Origin of the sequence: Pseudoxanthomonas sacheonensis, assembly GCF_031455975.1 — a bacterium.
GTDB lineage: Bacteria > Pseudomonadota > Gammaproteobacteria > Xanthomonadales > Xanthomonadaceae > Pseudoxanthomonas_A > Pseudoxanthomonas_A sacheonensis_A.
Genome location: NZ_JAVDTT010000001.1, coordinates 765,876 through 783,066 on the forward strand (window position 1 = coordinate 765,876; position 17,191 = coordinate 783,066).

Below are 17,191 nucleotides of genomic sequence, written 5' to 3' on the forward strand. Positions count from 1 at the left end.
TCGCACTCGCAACATCCCATCGTAAACGGCGAGTCCGCGGTGCGCACCGCATCCCTAGTCCAGGGATCCAGCGCGTTCCTGCAGGCCACGCATCTCAAGAGAAAAAAGCAAATGCCCATCGATACCCAGAAAGTCATTGAAGACAACAAGCGCGGTCCCGCCGACACCGGCTCCCCGGAAGTCCAGGTCGCCCTGATCACCGCCCGCATCGAACAGCTCAGCGGCCACTTCAAGACCCACAAGAAAGACCACCACAGCCGCCGTGGCCTGCTCCAGCTCGTGAACCGCCGCCGCAGCCTGCTCGACTATCTGAAAAAGAAGGACGGCGAGCGCTACAAGACCCTGATCGAGAAACTCGGCCTGCGTCGCTAAACCCAATACCGACCGCGGCGCAGTGATGCGCCGCGGTTTGCATTTCCGGGACAGAAAATGTCCCGGCGAAAAAAGTTTCCAACATCGCAATACTCCGGCCGGACCAACCCGGCCATCCGCGTGCGGCAAGGGTCGCACCCGGTTCAACCGATAGCGCATCACCAAGGAATCAAACGTGGCAAAAATTACCAAGACCTTCCAGTACGGCAAACACCAGGTCACCCTGGAAACCGGCGAGATCGCCCGCCAGGCCGGCGGCGCCGTCATCGTCAAGTTCGACGACACCGTGCTGCTGGTTTCCGCAGTCGCCGCCAAGAACGCGCGCGAAGGCCAGGACTTCTTCCCGCTGACCGTCGACTACCAGGAGCGTTTCTACGCCGGTGGCCGCATCCCGGGCGGCTTCTTCAAGCGCGAAGGCCGCGCCACCGAGAAGGAAACCCTGATCTCGCGCCTGATCGACCGTCCGCTGCGTCCGCTGTTCCCGGAAGAGTTCCGCAATGAAGTGCAGGTCATCGCCACGGTGATGTCGCTGAACCCGGAAATCGACGGCGACATCCCGGCCCTGATCGGCGCTTCCGCCGCCGTCGCCCTGACCGGCGCGCCGTTCAACGGCCCGATCGGCGCCGCCAAGGTCGGTTACATCAACGGCGAATACGTGCTCAACCCGACCGTCAGCGAGCTGAAGGATTCCAAGCTGGAACTCGTCGTCGCCGGCACCTCCAACGCCGTGCTGATGGTCGAATCCGAAGCCGCCGAGCTGTCCGAAGACGTGATGCTGGGCGCGGTGATGTTCGGCCATCGCGAGATGCAGAAGGTCATCAACATCATCAACGAGCTGGTCACCGAAGCCGGCACCAAGAACTGGGAATGGTCGGCCCCGGCCAAGAAGGATGCACTGATCTCCGCGCTGAAGGAAGCCGTCGGCACCCAGCTCGATTCCGCTTTCCAGGTGCGCGACAAGCTGCAGCGCCGCGACGCCATCGCCGCGATCAAAAAAGACGTGCTGCAGTCGCTGGCCGGCCGCGCCGAAGCCGACGGCTGGAGCGCCGGCGAACTGTCGAAGGAATTCGGCGAGCTGGAATACCAGACCATGCGTGGTTCGGTGCTGGCTTCCAAGGTCCGCATCGACGGCCGCGCGTTGGACACCGTGCGTCCGATCAGCTCCAAGGTCAGCGTGCTGCCGCGCGTGCATGGTTCCTCGCTGTTCACCCGCGGCGAGACGCAGGCGATCGTGGCGGTCACCCTGGGCACCGCCCGCGACGGCCAGGTCATCGACGCCGTTTCCGGCGAGTACAAGGACCACTTCCTGTTCCACTACAACTTCCCCCCGTACTCGGTGGGCGAAGCCGGCCGCATGATGGGCCCGAAGCGTCGCGAAATCGGCCACGGCCGTCTGGCCAAGCGCGGCGTGCTCGCCGTCATGCCGACCATGGAAGCGTTCCCGTACACCATTCGCGTGGTCTCGGAAATCACCGAGTCGAACGGTTCCTCGTCGATGGCTTCGGTCTGCGGCAGCTCGCTGGCGCTGATGGATGCCGGCGTGCCGATTTCCGCACCGGTCGCCGGTATCGCCATGGGACTGGTCAAGGAAGGCAACGACTTCGTCGTTCTTTCCGACATCCTGGGTGACGAAGATCACCTGGGCGACATGGACTTCAAGGTGGCCGGTACCCAGAACGGCGTGTCCGCGTTGCAGATGGACATCAAGATCGAAGGCATCACCGAAGAAATCATGAAGCAGGCGTTGTCGCAGGCCAAGGCCGGCCGCCTGCACATCCTGGGCGAAATGGCCAACGCCATGACCGCGCCGCGCCAGGAGCTGAGCGAATTCGCGCCGCGCCTGATCACCATCAAGATCCACCCCGACAAGATCCGCGAAGTGATCGGCAAGGGCGGTTCGGTGATCCAGGCCATCACCAAGGAAACCGGCACCCAGATCGACATCCAGGACGACGGCACCATCACCATCGCTTCGGTCAACGGCGCCGCTGGTCAGGCCGCGAAGGCGCGCATCGAGCAGATCACCTCCGACGTCGAGCCGGGCCGCATCTACGAGGGCAAGGTCGCCAAGCTGATGGACTTCGGTGCGTTCGTCACCATCGCTCCGGGCAAGGACGGTCTTGTGCACGTGTCGCAGATTTCCAGCGACCGTGTGGAGAAGGTCAGCGACGTGTTGAAGGAAGGCGATATCGTCAAGGTCAAGGTGCTGGAAGTCGACAAGCAGGGCCGTATCCGCCTGTCGATGAAGGCTGTGGAAGAAGGCGAGGGCGTCGCGGTCGAGTAAGCCGTCGCGCTATTGCGATCTACGAAAAAGCGGGCTTCGGCCCGCTTTTTCTTTGGCTGATGCTGAAGCGGACCGACCCACCCTCGGGTCGTCATCCCGGCTTGCGCCGGGATGACGATCCTTGGGTTGATGCGAATCCGCAGAAGGCCTTCCTGCGGTTTTCTTCGTCCCTGCGTCGTGACAGCCCGATGCACGGCAATGGTGGGCAATGCCCACCCTACGATCTCCCAATACTTTTGCCATAGGCGCCGGTCGTGGCACGGTGATATGAAGGCCGTTCGCTTCATCACCGTCTGCCGAGGAGTCGTCCCATGACCAACCGCCGTGACCTGCTCAAACTCAGCGCGCTTGCTGCCGCTGCCGCGACTTTGCCTACTTTGGCGTGGGCGGCGCAATCCGGGGCGGTGGGACGGGCCGCCAAGCCGTTGAATATCCTTATCCTGGGTGGAACCGGCTTCACCGGTCCGTTCCAGGTCGACTACGCATTGGCGCGTGGACACAAGGTGACGTTGTTCAATCGCGGCAAGCGGCCGTCGCCGGAATGGTCAGGCGAAGTCGAGCAATTGCATGGCGACCGCAATACCGGCGACCTGAAGGCGCTGGAAGGCCGCAAGTGGGACGTGTGCATCGACAACCCGACCAGTCTTCCGTTCTGGGTGCGCGATGCGGGCGCGGTGCTGAAGGACAATGTCGGCCACTATCTTTTCATCTCCACGATTTCGGTCTATGCCGACGGCAGCAAGCCCGGCATCGGCGAAGACGCGCCGCTGGGGCAGTACAAGGGCAAGGACGCGATGGCCGAAACGCAGGAAAACCTGCGCGCCGACATCGAGAACCTGTATGGCCCGCTGAAGGCGCTCAGTGAAGCCGAAGCGCGCAAGCAGTTCGGCGAACGGGTAACGATCGTGCGTCCGGGCTATATCGTCGGGCCGCGCGACGAGACCGATCGTTTCACCTACTGGCCGCACCGCGTTGCGCAGGGCGGCGAGATGCTGGTGCCGGGCGATGGTTCTGATCCGGTGCAGATCATCGATGGCCGCGATCTGGGCGAATGGATGGTGCGGCTGGCCGAAGCCGGCACCTACGGTGTGTTCAACGCCGTCGGCCCGGAGAAAACGCTGACCATGGACGCGATGCTGCAGGGTTGCCAGGCCGCCACCGGTGGCAAGCCGACTTACACGCATGTCGCTCCGGAATTCCTGGAAGAACAGAAGGTCGAGGAACTGCCGATCTGGGTATCGGCCAAGAGCGGGCCGTATGCGGGCTACGGCCAGGTCAGCAATGCGCGTGCGATCGCCGCGGGACTGACCTACCGCCCGCTTGGTACCACGGTGACCGATCTGATGGCCTGGTTCCGCAGTCAGCCGCCCGAGCGCCAGGCCACGTTGCGCGCCGGCATCACGCACGAGAAGGAAGCGGAGCTGTTGAAGCTTTGGCGCGCGCGCAGGGCGTGAGATGGTGATGAGGAAAAAAAGGCGGGCTTCGGCCCGCTTTCTTTAGTCAAGTTTATGTGGCAATGCTGTTGGTGTTTCCCGCGCGCTAGGGTGTGGGAAATTGTGAGATATCTCTCTTCAGTTAGAACGACTTGAATTCGATATCGGTCAGAGATATACAGGACCCGGGTACTCGCAGGTTCTGGATGCTGCGAGTTTGGGGATTCAAGGAATTCGGCCTGCAACGGGCTGATAAGGAAGAACATGAAAGTCGGATTATTGCTGCTCGGTTCCCTGGCACTGGTTTCGCTGCAGGCAGGCGCGGTCGAGCCTTATCAGGAATACAACAAACGGATCGAATCGGCACAGAACATCACCGCGCTCAACGATCAGCTAATGGGCGACAGCGTGAGTCTGTACAACGGCGCCACCGAGTTTTCGGCCACCGACATCGACTTGCCAGGTAACGATTCGCTTCCCGTGCGGCTTGGCCGTCGCCTGTCCATCGAACTCAATCCCGCCGGAAACGGCGGCGGCTTCGATTCCAGTTTGGGCGGCGCGGGAAACTGGGATGTGGAAGTTCCTTCGATCAGCAGCACCTATGCGGGCAGCTCGGACTGGGCCCCCGACCGCTGCTCGGTGGGAGGGGCGCCTTCGATGGGCGGCTTCGAACCGACCGACTTCTGGCGCGGCAATTCCATCCATATTCCCGGCGGTGGCGACCGCACGATGCTGTTGATGGCAGCCGGCGTGCCGCAACCTTCCGACGGCGTACCGCGCAAGTGGACCACGCGCGAACGCGACATGTTCACCTGCATCCCCATGCAAAGCGGCCTGGCCGGGGAAGGTTTCCTGATGCAGACCACCTCGGGCGTGCGCTATTACTTTGATATCGCCGTGTCGCGCTCCCTCGGATACATGACCAGGAACGTGGAGGGCTTTCCGAATCCTTTCACCGTCAGCCGTGTCAAGTATTACCTGCTGGCCAGCAAGATCCAGGACCGTTTCGGCAACACGGTCACCTTCCAGTACGACGCCAATGGGCATCCCACCAGCATCACCGGCAGCGATGGTCGCCTGATCACGCTCGCCTATTCGGGTGCGCTGCTGACCTCGGCTAGCGCGAACGGTCGTACCTGGCAGTATCAGTATGGCGCGGGCGTGGATGCGGGCAAGCTCACGGCGGTGGTGCAGCCAGACAGCAGCAAGTGGCAGTTCGCCTATATCGGCACGCTCAAACCCGACTATGAGCCGTGGGACGGCGGTTCAAATGCCAGCTGCAGCCTCAAGCCACCGGCCATCGCAGCCAGTTTCGGTCTCAACATCACCCACCCCAGCGGTGCAGTAGGAGATTTCCAGTTCGCCAACAAACGACATTATCGGGCCGGTCTGCACGCGAGCGAGTGTCTGCCGCGCGTCAATGCGGGCACTACCTACTACATCCTGCACACGCCGAACTATTTCGACGTGATGAGCCTGCAAAGCAAATCCATCAGCGGCCCCGGCCTTGCGCAGCCCATGGTCTGGACTTACGACTACGGGATCAGCAATCAGGCGCTGTGGGGAAGCGCCGGCACGGCGGCTCCATATCCCTGCACCACTTGCGCCACCGAAAAGTTGGTTACGGTCACCAACCCCGACGCTACCCGACGCGAATACCGCTACGGGTTTCTGTATGCGTTGAACGAAGGTCGCTTGCTGGGCAGCAGCGTACTCGACGCTGGAGGCATGGTCAGGCGGACCGAATCTACCGCATACATCTCCGAAGCCCAGGTCGCCGCCCAGAACTTCTTTACGCTTTACGGCTACATCATCAATGGCGATGATCCCTCGACCGCCGCGGTACGGCCTGTCATCAGCCAGACCATCCAACAGGACGGCGTCACCTTTTCCATGCAGGTCAATACCGCCTGTACCGGCGGCAGCACCGTGTATTGCTTCGATATCTACGGCAATACGACCAGCGTTACCAAGTCGAGTTCGCTCGGCTTCACCCGCAGCGAAACGACCGTGTATGCCCACGACCCAGTCAAATGGCTCCTTGGGCAGGTGGCGCAAACAGCGATCGATGGAATCATCGCATCGGAGACCACCTACGATTCGGCCTATGCGCTGCCGCTGCAGACCAAATCGTTCGGCAAGGTCAAGCAGGTGCTCACCTATAACCTGACCGCTGGTTCGGACCAACTGGGCACTGTGGCGACAGTGAAGGACGGCAACAACAACACAACCACGCTTTCCAATTGGAAGCGCGGTACCCCGCAACTCATCCAGCACCCCGCCACGCCCGACCAACCCGGCGGCACCAGCCTATCGGCAGTCGTCGATGCCAACGGCTGGATCGGCTCAGTCACCAACGAAGCGGCCTCCAAGACTTGTTACACCTACGACACCATGGGCAGGGTCGCCAGCGTCACCTATCCGTCCGAAACGGCCGCCAATACTTGCGATAGCAGCGCTTGGGAAATCACCACTCAGTCGTTTCAGCAGATTGCATCTTCCGAGTACGGTATTCCCGCCAACCACTGGAAGCAGACCATCAGTACCGGCAATGGCCGCAAGGTCGTGTACTTCGACGCATTCTGGCGACCCTTGGTGGAAGAGGCCTACGACATTGCCGACGCGGCCAACACCCGCAGCTTGGTGGTAAAGCGCTACGACACCAGCGGCCAACTCGCGTTCCAGGGTTACCCGCTGCGCACGCTGAGCGACTATGCCTCTAGCTCGTTGGTCGGTGCGACCACAATCTATGACGCGCTGGGCCGTGCCACCTCGTTCACCCAGGCCTCCGAGATCGGCCCCCTGACCACGACCACGCTGTATGACAGCGGCTTCAAAACGGTAGTGACCGATCCGCGCAATTTCCAGACCACCACAGAATTCCAGGTATTCGATCAACCCACGACCGATGCCCCCACCAAGATCGTATCGCCGGAGGACACGATCACCGAGATCGGACGGGATGTATTCGGCAAGCCTACTTACCTGCGCCGGCGCAACACCGCCAACACGATCTCCTCGACGCGCCGCTACGTCTATAACGGCAATCAGGAATTGTGCAAGACCATCGAGCCCGAAACCGCCAGCACGGTCATGCACTACGACCTAGGCGGCAATCTCGACTGGTCGGCCAGCGGACAGGATCTGCCTTCGACCACTGAATGCAATACCGACGTCGTTCCCGTCGCGCAAATCGTCACGCGCAGCTACGATGCCCGCAATCGCGTCAAGACGCTCGTATTTCCCGACAACCTGGGCAACACGGCGACCAGTTACACACCGGAAGGGCAGGTCGCTTCGGTGCTGGTCAACAATGGCGGCAGCGATCTGGTCACTTCGGACTACGTCTACAAGCGTCGTGGTTCGCTTGCGAGCGAGCGCCTGCGTCTGGGGACCAACGATTGGTCGCTCGGTTATGCCTATAACCGCAACGGCCATCTGGCGACATTGACCTATCCCGATTCGCTTTCCGTCGGCTTCGCACCCAATGCCCTGGGCCAGCCGAAGCAGGCTGGCGGCTATGCGCTTGGGGTGAACTACCACCCCAATGGCGGCATGAGCGGTTTCACCTACGGCAACGGCATCGTGCACACGATGACGCAGAATACGCGCCAGTTGCCCGAACGCAGCCTGGACAGCGGCGACGTGCTGGACGACAGCTACGACTACGACCAGGTGGGCAATGTGGCGGCGATCAGCGATGGCCTGCCGGGCAACCGCGGCAATCGCGACATGACCTACGACGGATTGAACCGCTTGCTGACTACGGTCTCGCCCATGTTCGTAGGCGGCACGCTCTACACGTACGACGCGCTCGACAACCTGACCCGGGTCAAGGCGCCTGGCCGCGACCATATCTACAATTACGACAACAAGTGGCGCCTGCAGGCAGTGACGGTAGGGGCGGCCACGGTGATCGCCCTGGACTACGATACCCACGGCAATCTGAACAACAAGAACGGGCAGTTGTTCGTTTTCGATACCGGCAATCGCCTGCGCCAGGCAACCGGCCAGGAAACCTACCAGTACGACGGAGCCGGCCGGCGCGTCAAAGCGACGAATGCCTCGCAGGCGTCCATCTACTCCTTCTACGGACAGGACGGCGCGCTGCGCTTCCAACGCGACGAACGCCAGGGCAAGACGACCGACTACATCATGCTCAACGGCAGCCTGGTGGCGCGCGTCTCCAATGTCGTCTCGCCCGCGGTTCCCACCGTCAGCGCACCGGGCTTCGTCAGCACCGGCAGCTATACGGTCAGTTGGACCGCGGTCGCTGGCGCAAGCCGTTACGAGCTGCAGGAGCGCGTCAACAGCGGCAGCTGGTCGCAGGTGTATTCCGGCACGGCGCTCAGTCAGGCTTTCACGGGGAAGGTCAGCGGCGTCTATGGCTATCAGGCACGTGCCTGCAATCCGTCCGCATGTGGGGCGTGGAGTGCGGAAGCGAGCGTTTCGGTGACCTTGCCTCCCAGTTCAGTACCCACAATCAGCGTGCCGGCGACGGCGCCAGGTGGCGATTACACGGTGTCCTGGACGGCTTCGACCGGTGCGACAAGCTACACCCTCGACCAGAGCACCAACGGTGGGTCCACCTGGGCAACGGCCTACACCGGCGCGGCGCAGAGTGTGCCGTATGTGGACAAGCCCGCCGGCAACTACACCTATCGCGTCAAAGGGTGCAATAGCGCGGGTTGTTCCGCTTACTCGGCCAACGCTACCGTGCAGTCAATCCAGCCGCCCAGCGGTACGTCGACCGTCACCGCGCCGGCCAGCAATAGCACCGGCAGCTACACCGTGAGTTGGACGGCGGTCGCGACTGCCACGACCTATACGCTCGAGGAGCAGGTCAATGGTGGCGGCTGGACTGCTTTCGGAGCCAATGCGGGCACCAGCACCGCGATCAGCGGGCGCGCCAATGGCACTTACGGCTACCGCGTGAAGGGTTGCAACAGCGCGGGTTGCGGGCCGGTGTCGGCTGTGGTTTCGGTCGTGGTCTTGTACCCGCCGACTACGCCGGCGCTGAGCGTACCGTCCAGCAGCAACACGGGGAACTACACCGTCTCCTGGACGGCGCCCGGCACTACGACCAGTTACCAGATCGAGCAAAGCGCGAATGGTGGAGCATGGGCGGCGTTCTACACCGGTGCCGCTACCAGCGCTGCCGCGACTGGTCGCGCAACGGGCAGTTATGCCTATCGCGGACGCGCATGCAATGCCTCGGGTTGCAGCGGCAACTCCGCCACGGTAACCATCGCCGTGGCGCTGGCGCCCGCAGCCGCTCCCACGCTGACGGCGCCGGCTAGTACCACGACCGGCAGCTTCACGGTGAGCTGGACCACGGTGACCGATGCGGCCACTTACTCGCTGGAAGAGCGATTGAATGGCGGAAGCTGGAGCGTGATTTATAGCAATACCGGCACCAGTAGCGCGCTTACCAACCGTACGCCGGGCACCTGGGACTATCGGGTGAAAGGCTGCAACAGCGTCGGTTGTGGCCCGACGTCGGCAGTCAGCACGGTGACCAGTTCGGCGCCGCCGGCGCCTGCTGCGCCGACCGGGCTTCAGGCCGTGCCCAATGGCGTGGGTTGCAATATCTCGTGGAACGCTTCGGCGGGTGCGACTTACTACGAGCTGAAGAAGACGTTCACGCTCTATAGCGGACCTGCCACCTCCTACAGCTATGACGCGGCATGCCCCACGGGACTCAAGGTACGCGCCTGCAACGCGTCGACCTGCTCTGTGTGGGTGCCATGAGCGGGGCGGGTAGGGGTAGCAACGGACGAAAGGAGTCAACTCTGATAAACGGATTTCTTGTGCGGCGTTTTTGGAAGTGGCTGCCAGGCCTGCTAATGGCCGTCGGCTCAGTTTCCGCTCAGGCACAGACGGTGGAATATCTTCATACCGATGCGCTGGGCACGCTGGTGGCGGTGACCAACACCGCCGGAGTGGTGATCGAGCGCAGCGAATACGAGCCTTACGGGAAGCTGCTGAACCGGCCGCTTGCGGATGGGCCGGGGTTCACGGGGCATGTGCAGGATGCGGCCACGGGGCTGACTTATATGCAGCAGCGCTATTACGATCCCGGTATAGGTCGGTTCCTGTCCGTCGATTCGATAATAGCTGACCCGAAGACTGGTGCTAATTTTAACAGGTACAAGTATGCCGCAAACAATCCTTATCGCTTCACTGATCCTGACGGGAGAAAGGAGTACGACTGCAGGAAAGGTGGAAGCTGTCCGAGTGAAATAAAGATTGCTGACTTGAAGCCCGGAGATGTCGTACACACACCCGGCGCTACCGTAAGTGTCACTAAAGACAACAATATCCAGGTTGGTTTCAAAGAGGGGAGAACTGATGGAGCATCCGCAGCGCGATCTGGGCCCATTCTCGTTCCAAAAGGTCCTGCAAATGCCAACGTCAGTTCTAATATGCGTGAAGCTTCCAGCATGTCGGATACTGCTTTCTACAAGGCAGTAAAAAACAAGGGCCGTTGGGACTATAAGCAGGACAAAAGCGGGAACTATCAGGATTTCGGGAATTTCAACTATGGCGCTACGGGGAAATCTGCTGGTTTTTCGCAATCAACGCTATTGCAAGCGGCAGGAATAGCGAATGAGCGAGCGCGCGAAGATAACCCAGCTATTTTTGGTAGTCCCGGAATACCGGGATTAATAGGTACTCGATCAAATGGCGATGATCCTGTTGATCAGTATTGGATCCAGCAGGGAATTAGGTATAGCGATGCACAAAACTAGTCGCTGCATAAATCGTTAGGGAGTAAAATAACATGCTGGATTCAACTTTAGTAATTAGCAGTCTTGCCCTTGCTTTGGCTGCTTTTGTGATCTTCCTTATATGGAGGACGAAATTTCTTCTGATCGTATCTTCGACTCTTTTGACTGCTTCACTCTTTATTTGGGGAATAGTAGTCTGGTTTCTGCGTGATGGCATGGGTCCGGATGCAATTGAATCCTCAGGACTACAAGCGTGGAGCCATTTTCTTGAATTCTTCTGGATGCCGATCGTATTTTGGGCGTTTCTTATTATTGTCAGCATTGTTGTAAGTAGGGCTGGCAAAAAATAAAAACGCGTCGACCTGCTCTGTGTGGGTGCCATGAGCAGGGCGGGTAGAGGTAGCAACGGACGAAAGGAGTCAACTCTGATAAACGGATTTCTTGTGCGGCGTTTTTGGAAGTGGCTGCCAGGCCTGCTAATGGCCGTCGGCTCTGTTTCCGCTCAGGCACAGACGGTGGAATATCTTCATACCGATGCGCTGGGCACGCTGGTGGCGGTGACCAACACCGCCGGAGTGGTGATCGAGCGCAGCGAATACGAGCCTTACGGGAAGCTGCTGAACCGGCCGCTTGCGGATGGGCCGGGGTTCACGGGGCATGTGCAGGATGCGGCTACCGGGCTAACCTATATGCAGCAGCGCTACTTTGATCCGGGTATCGGACGGTTCCTGAGTGTTGATCCTGTAACCGCGAACTCGAATACCGGTGCGAACTTCAATCGGTATTGGTATGCGAACAACAACCCGTATAAGTTCGTAGATCCGGATGGTCGCTGCGCGCGGGAACTGGGCAGTATGATTTGCATGAAAGCGCGCAAGTTTGAAGCAAAGGATGTCGACCTTGTTCATACCGAGCGTACAGCGGCTCCGAATGGCGGCTCATCAGAGGCATATCGAAAAATTGAACCAGGTACTGTTGAGCATCAAGATGAACTACAGAAGCTTCCAGAGGACTCGCGAGGAAAAGTTGCTGGCCGTGTAAATGAGCTGGGTAAGAAGCTTGAGTCAAGAGGTGATGGTGCTCAAGTTCGAACGTTCAACGAAATGAAAGTCGGAATCGAAGTAAACCCGAGTAGGGCTCATGGTGCATCCTACTCAGCAAAGGGAATTTACGGAACTGGGATGATAATCAACCCTCAGATATTTCTATCAATGAATGATTTCAGGCAAAACAATAGAATCGCTCACGAATTCAGACATCTGCAATTGGATAATTACCTAATTCCCAAGGATAACTACAGCCCCTATTCATCACCTTCCGAGAAAGATGCTAGAGATTACGCTAAAGAGTTATTTGGAGAGGCGCCATGAGAAGGTCAAATATTGTCGTTTTGCTCGCATCGTTGTGTGTAAATTTTCCTATTGCTGCCGCGGAGCAAGAAATTAGGAGTGTTTGCTCACTTAAGGCATCGACAGCTGTGGTTATAACAATAAAAATTACCTCGGGCAGAGATGCCTGTGGCGGGAGGCAATGTTTCGCTTCAATTTATGAAGGTACATTGATCGACCATATACCTCATGGCTTGAAGAAGGGGCAGGTCGTAGAATTTACAACATCTGCCTCCATACAGATCGGCGAGACATACAAGCTATTTGCTGATCACATTAAGACGAATCAGCGTCGAATTACTTTTCTTGGCTCCGGGTATGAAACTACGTATGAAGTTCCGAAGTCTGTACGGTTTTACGTACCTATTGACGGAGCATTTCTAGTGTCAGCGAACTCCTACTATCGAACAGTCTGGCCAGGCTGCGATGGCAGCGCTGATGAGTGTTCATATATGCAGAGATTCTCTGGGCAAGACATTCTTAAAGCAGATGTTATGAGTGCAGATCTCCAACACGAAGACGCCTGCAATGCTAGTGGCGCGAGAGGACTAAAGAAGGTGGAGGCAGCTAATTCAACCTCACCGTAACCTGCGCGGGGCGGAGCCTATTGCTATGATCCAATTGGGCTGTCAGCTGGGTTGGATTCACTGACTCGGCGCGCTAAATATGTCTCGCAATGCTATGCCTATCTAGAACAGGCGCGCATACATTAGTTACGAAGATGTTCCGTAGCTTCCGAACAACGGACAGAGTGCGCCGAACAAAGGGAGCAAAGGGTTGCAGTAAGGATAATCAAGCGATTTATGAAATAGATGCAAAACCGGGGTCGACCAGCCCTGTAGGTCGGGCTTCAAGTGGCGGGCTTGAGTCCGCTCTATGAAATGACAGAGCCAGCGTAGCCCGGGTAAGTGAAGCGCACCCGGGGCGATTCTCACGAAAACCCCTCTGTTCAACGGCTGGCCTCGCCAACCCAGCGTCTTGGCTAAAGTCATTCCATTGACGGGGAGGTTCTGATGAGATTTTTTCTGACAATATTAACCGCTTGGGTACTGCTCTATTCTTCAGTATCTAGTGCGATGTCCCTGTCAGACCGAAATATAGATGATATCTATTCCAGTTCATCTTTAGTTATGGAGGCGGTTGTGACAAAGCTGTCTGCTCAATGTGATGGTGAAGGGGTCGAGGGTTGTTTAGCGCAGTACGAACTTGTGATTGAACCAAGAAAAATAATTAAGGGCGTGCCTGAGGTAGGGACTAAATCCGCAGTATCAGTGTGCTCAAGAATTTCCTTGGATATAGGTGGGCGCTATTTTTTATTCTTGGAGCCTCCGTCTGAGAATTCGCTAATGGAAAAGCGCGGCTGCTCGTTAGCGCTGGAGTTTGATGGGGCTTTTGAGAAGCTCGGAAAATTCACCTACCGGGTGAAATCACCAGACGCTACTATCCTTGTGGACTTTCTTGGTGAGAAGTACATGACAAACGCAATCGTTTCGAAACAATTTGACGAATGTCTCGATCGTATTTCGCGTGGGCTGCCCCCTGAAGGAAAAGAATGCCGTTCGCAAGCATCTCAAAACGACTGAAGAGGAGGTGCGTGTAAAAAACGGCGTCAGAATCGCTTTCTCGCGCTCAATTCATTGGGTCAGCCGACACAAATAGGCCCGTAGGGTGGGCTTCAGCCCGCCGCTCTTCGTTCCGGCACCATCGCTATCTGATGCATGGCAATGGTGGGCCAAGGCTCACCCTACGAGTTCTTCCGCTCTCGGCCGGGATGTAGGTGTCGGAGCGTAGGAGCGACGTGAGTCGCGACTTGAATACAACACAACCAGTCGCGACTCACGTCGCTCCTACGGCCCGCGGCTCTTCAGCGAAGGGTGGGACTAGGCCCACCCTTCGTTTTTCTATCGGCACCTAGCAACCGCAGCCTTTGTCGTCCTTGCGCCCGCGTGGTGGCTTGTCGTGCTTTCCGCGTTTGCTACCCGGTTTATTGCACGGCCGCTCGCAGTCCGAATTCTCCAGATCCACCTCGATGCACACGCTCTTGACCTGCACGCGCTTGACGTTGGGGTCGTGCAAGCCCAGGCAATCGAGCAAGTTGCCGGCCGCGTCGTTGCAATCGGGGCGGCAATCGCCTGACGGATATTCGCCTGGCACCACCGGCACCGGCGGACGATCGGGCTGCTGCACGATCACGCCGGGCGTGGCGGTATCGGGGTCCCACACCACGACGACTGTATAGCTGCCGTCGCCGCCATCCTTGACCGGGCCCACCACCTGCACGCCGGGCAACGGCGCGACGGTGAAACCGTCGCCACGTCCCGGTCCCAGCGGATTGTCATAACGGTCGTGCGGCACCAGCACCAGCGTGCCGCGTTGGCCGCCATCGACATCGGTCACGTCGACCAGCGTCACATCGGTGTTGTCCGGATCGATGCCCGGTTCCACATGCACGGCCCAGTGCACCTCGCGCGTCGCCCTGCATCCTTGTCCGTAAGTGGCCACCGCACGGAACGTGTAGGTGCCTTCGGCGCGGGTGAAGTCCTTCAAGGGATGGTTGTAGATGCCGTCGGGCTCCATCGCCCCGTCGTCGTGCGCGCCGTCATCGAACATCGGCAGTTGCACCTTGGTCGTACCCACCGGCAACGATCCGCCATTGCTGCTGGCGATGCTCTTCAGGGTGGCGTGGAAACCGTCCACCGCATCGCCGGAAGTGATCGGCGGACGCAAGCCCGTTTCCGTGGTCAGCCGCCCCAGCGCGATAGTCGGCGCGTCGACGATCAACTCCACGTCGGCATCGGCCGGCACGGTGCCGTTGGGGTAATGCAGACCGACTCGCGGATGCAGGATATCGCCCGTGTACACATGTCGCGGCGAGCCCAGGTAACTCAACTTGGGTCCGCCGATGGCGGTGACCAGGTAGAAATAGCGCACGTCGCCCGGGAATTGCGCAGCTGCTGCTCGCGCGGCTGCGGCGCGCTTGCTCAGGCCAATCACGATCGGTGGCACGCGGTCGACGATCAGCTTCCAGGCGCCGTCGCGTTCGCCCTCGTACGGCAGCGGAATCTTCAGGAAAACCCAGCTGCGGCCGCGCACTTCACGCACGCGCTTGCCGGGCGTCACCAGCTTGCCGGACGGCGTATAGACGCGCGCACGTAGCGGCGACTGCAGATCGTCCCAGCCCAGCACCACAGTGATGTGTTCCTCTCCGCAGACCTGGAACACGTGCGGTTGCGATTCGACCTGGTTTTTGCCGAGCACATGTTCGGGGTCGACCAGCGCGCCGTTCTCGAAGATGTTGCCGAAGCTCAGCCCGAAGAACTTGCGCAGGCCCAAGCCATCCAAGGCGCGAGTGAAATGGCCGCCATGCTCGTGCGCGACGCGGTTGAGCAAAGGTCCATTGATGTCGGCGTCCGAACCGAAGCCGATCACGTTAAGCTTGGTCGTGCCGAGGAACGATTCCACTTCCTCCACCATCGGCGCGGTGTTCTGCAGGCCGTCGGTCAACAACAACATGGCCTTGGTGTTGGTGGAGCCTGAGCCGAAACCCAGCTGGCCGATGCCGATGCCGGCGCCGAGACTGGTCGCACCGCCCGGGCTAATCGCACCGATCTGGCCGCTGGTGAAGGGCGCCGGACCGACCAGCAGCGGTTTCACCGTGGCCGCTAATCCCATCGGCCGGTCCAGACCGGCGGCGGAACTGAAGGTCACCATGCCCAGCCGATCGCCCGCGCCTTCGCGCACCAGTTGCACGAACAGCGACGCCGCGTCCTGCGCTTCTTCCAACTTGCTGCGGCCGATCGGTGGCGCGCTGCCGGCCATGCTGCCGGAGCGGTCGAACACGATCATCACATCCAGCGGCACCGCCGGAACCGGCGGATTGTTCAAACCGGCCTTGACGTTGGCCAGCGGCGCGTACGTCACCGTGCAGGCGTTGCCGACCGGACCGACGCTGAGCGGCCCCCCAACCAAGCGTCCGCTGCTGTCGAACAACGAAGAACCCGAACTACCGCCGCAATAATCGAATCCGACGATGTTGGTGCCGCCGCCATGCACGCCTTCCTGGGTCTTCTTCACCGCGCCGGTCGGGTGGTGCATGGTGAACACGGTTTCGCCGGACATCAGCCCTGCATCGCGCATTTCCAGCGGCGCCGGCAATTCGCCGGGCGCAGCGTCCAAGCGCACCACCACCCAATCGCTGCTGCTGGGTGGATTGGAACCATTGGCGGCCGAGCCCGCAGCGACTTCCTCGACGACCTTGAAGAAGCGCGGGTTGTGGCCTGCGGGCCGGCTGCCATCGCAATTGGTCTCGTAGTCGAAGGTGACCGACGCGCTACGCACGTCGCGACCGGCCGCGTCGACTAGGCAATGGCGTGCGGTCAGGAACAGGTCGCCCGCGATCAACGTGCCGCTGCAACTGCTGACATGCCCGCCATGGCCGGCGGCGTCGAAGTCGTGCGCCTCGACGATGATTCCGGTGGCGGCGCGTACTTTGTCGCGGACCGCATCCGGCACCGTCGGCAGCGTGCAGCGCGCATTGCGCCACTCGAAGGTCGGATGGCATTTCAATCGCGTCTCATAGATCGGTTCCTGGTACGGATTGCTGTTCAAGAACGGATCGGGATTGGATCGGCTGCCGGTCGAAGTGCCCGGCGGGTTGGCGGTTTCGGTGGCCTCGCCGCTGCCGAATTCCAGCAGTCGCGCGCTGCCGGTGCCGCCTACGATGCGCATCGTGATCGGAGTATTGATCGCGTTGACCGGTCTCGACCAGAACTCGCTGCCGGAAGCCGAAGTGAACACATCGGTGTCGTAACCCAGCGCCACCTCCAAACGCGCGCCGCCATTGAGCACTACCGAATCGAAGTGTAGGAACACGAATCGTGGTGCGCCCAAAGGGCCGGCACCAGGGGTTAGATCGAGTCCACTGCTGTGAGTAAAAGTGCGTCCGTCGGCGACGACGCGTCCAAGAGCATGAGTCATGCGAAG

The 17,191-nt window shown here is 59.8% G+C and carries 9 protein-coding genes; 8 read left to right on the forward strand and 1 reads right to left on the reverse strand.

From position 1 onward, the window contains the following. Positions 1-111: 111 nt before the first annotated feature. The 8 genes from rpsO (at position 112) to J2W94_RS03530 (ending at position 13,791) form a co-directional block, all read left to right on the forward strand. Positions 112-372 (forward strand): 30S ribosomal protein S15, encoded by a 261-nt coding sequence (gene rpsO / locus J2W94_RS03495; protein ID WP_093280407.1) that lies wholly within the window; start codon positions 112-114, stop codon positions 370-372. Between the two features lie 175 nt (positions 373-547). After that, positions 548-2,656 carry a polyribonucleotide nucleotidyltransferase gene (gene pnp / locus J2W94_RS03500; protein ID WP_310090305.1) on the forward strand — a complete coding sequence of 703 codons (2,109 nt, stop codon included), beginning with the start codon at positions 548-550 and terminating at the stop codon, positions 2,654-2,656. A 311-nt stretch (positions 2,657-2,967) separates the two neighbouring features. Continuing rightward, positions 2,968-4,110 (forward strand): NAD-dependent epimerase/dehydratase family protein, encoded by a 1,143-nt coding sequence (locus J2W94_RS03505; protein ID WP_310090306.1) that lies wholly within the window; start codon positions 2,968-2,970, stop codon positions 4,108-4,110. A 243-nt stretch (positions 4,111-4,353) separates the two neighbouring features. Then, positions 4,354-9,840, forward strand: coding sequence for a hypothetical protein (locus J2W94_RS03510; protein ID WP_310090307.1), 5,487 nt, complete (start codon positions 4,354-4,356; stop codon positions 9,838-9,840). Positions 9,841-9,935: 95 nt separating this feature from the next. After that, on the forward strand, positions 9,936-10,841 hold the full coding sequence (locus tag J2W94_RS03515; RefSeq protein ID WP_310090308.1) for an RHS repeat-associated core domain-containing protein: 906 nt from the start codon (positions 9,936-9,938) through the stop codon (positions 10,839-10,841). 32 nt (positions 10,842-10,873) lie between these two features. Next, the gene (locus J2W94_RS03520; protein ID WP_310090309.1) at positions 10,874-11,170 is read left to right on the forward strand and encodes a hypothetical protein; all 297 of its coding nucleotides are present in this window, start codon (positions 10,874-10,876) and stop codon (positions 11,168-11,170) included. A 129-nt stretch (positions 11,171-11,299) separates the two neighbouring features. Then, positions 11,300-12,190, forward strand: a complete 891-nt coding sequence (locus tag J2W94_RS03525; protein ID WP_310090310.1) for an RHS repeat domain-containing protein — start codon at positions 11,300-11,302, stop codon at positions 12,188-12,190. Between the two features lie 1,031 nt (positions 12,191-13,221). Next, complete coding sequence (locus tag J2W94_RS03530) at positions 13,222-13,791, forward strand: hypothetical protein (RefSeq protein ID WP_310090311.1); 570 nt, start codon at positions 13,222-13,224, stop codon at positions 13,789-13,791. A 328-nt stretch (positions 13,792-14,119) separates the two neighbouring features. Here J2W94_RS03530 and J2W94_RS03535 read toward each other — a convergent pair whose 3' ends face one another. Then, positions 14,120-17,185, reverse strand: coding sequence for a trypsin-like peptidase domain-containing protein (locus tag J2W94_RS03535; protein WP_310090312.1), 3,066 nt, complete (start codon positions 17,183-17,185; stop codon positions 14,120-14,122). Positions 17,186-17,191 lie beyond the last annotated feature (6 nt).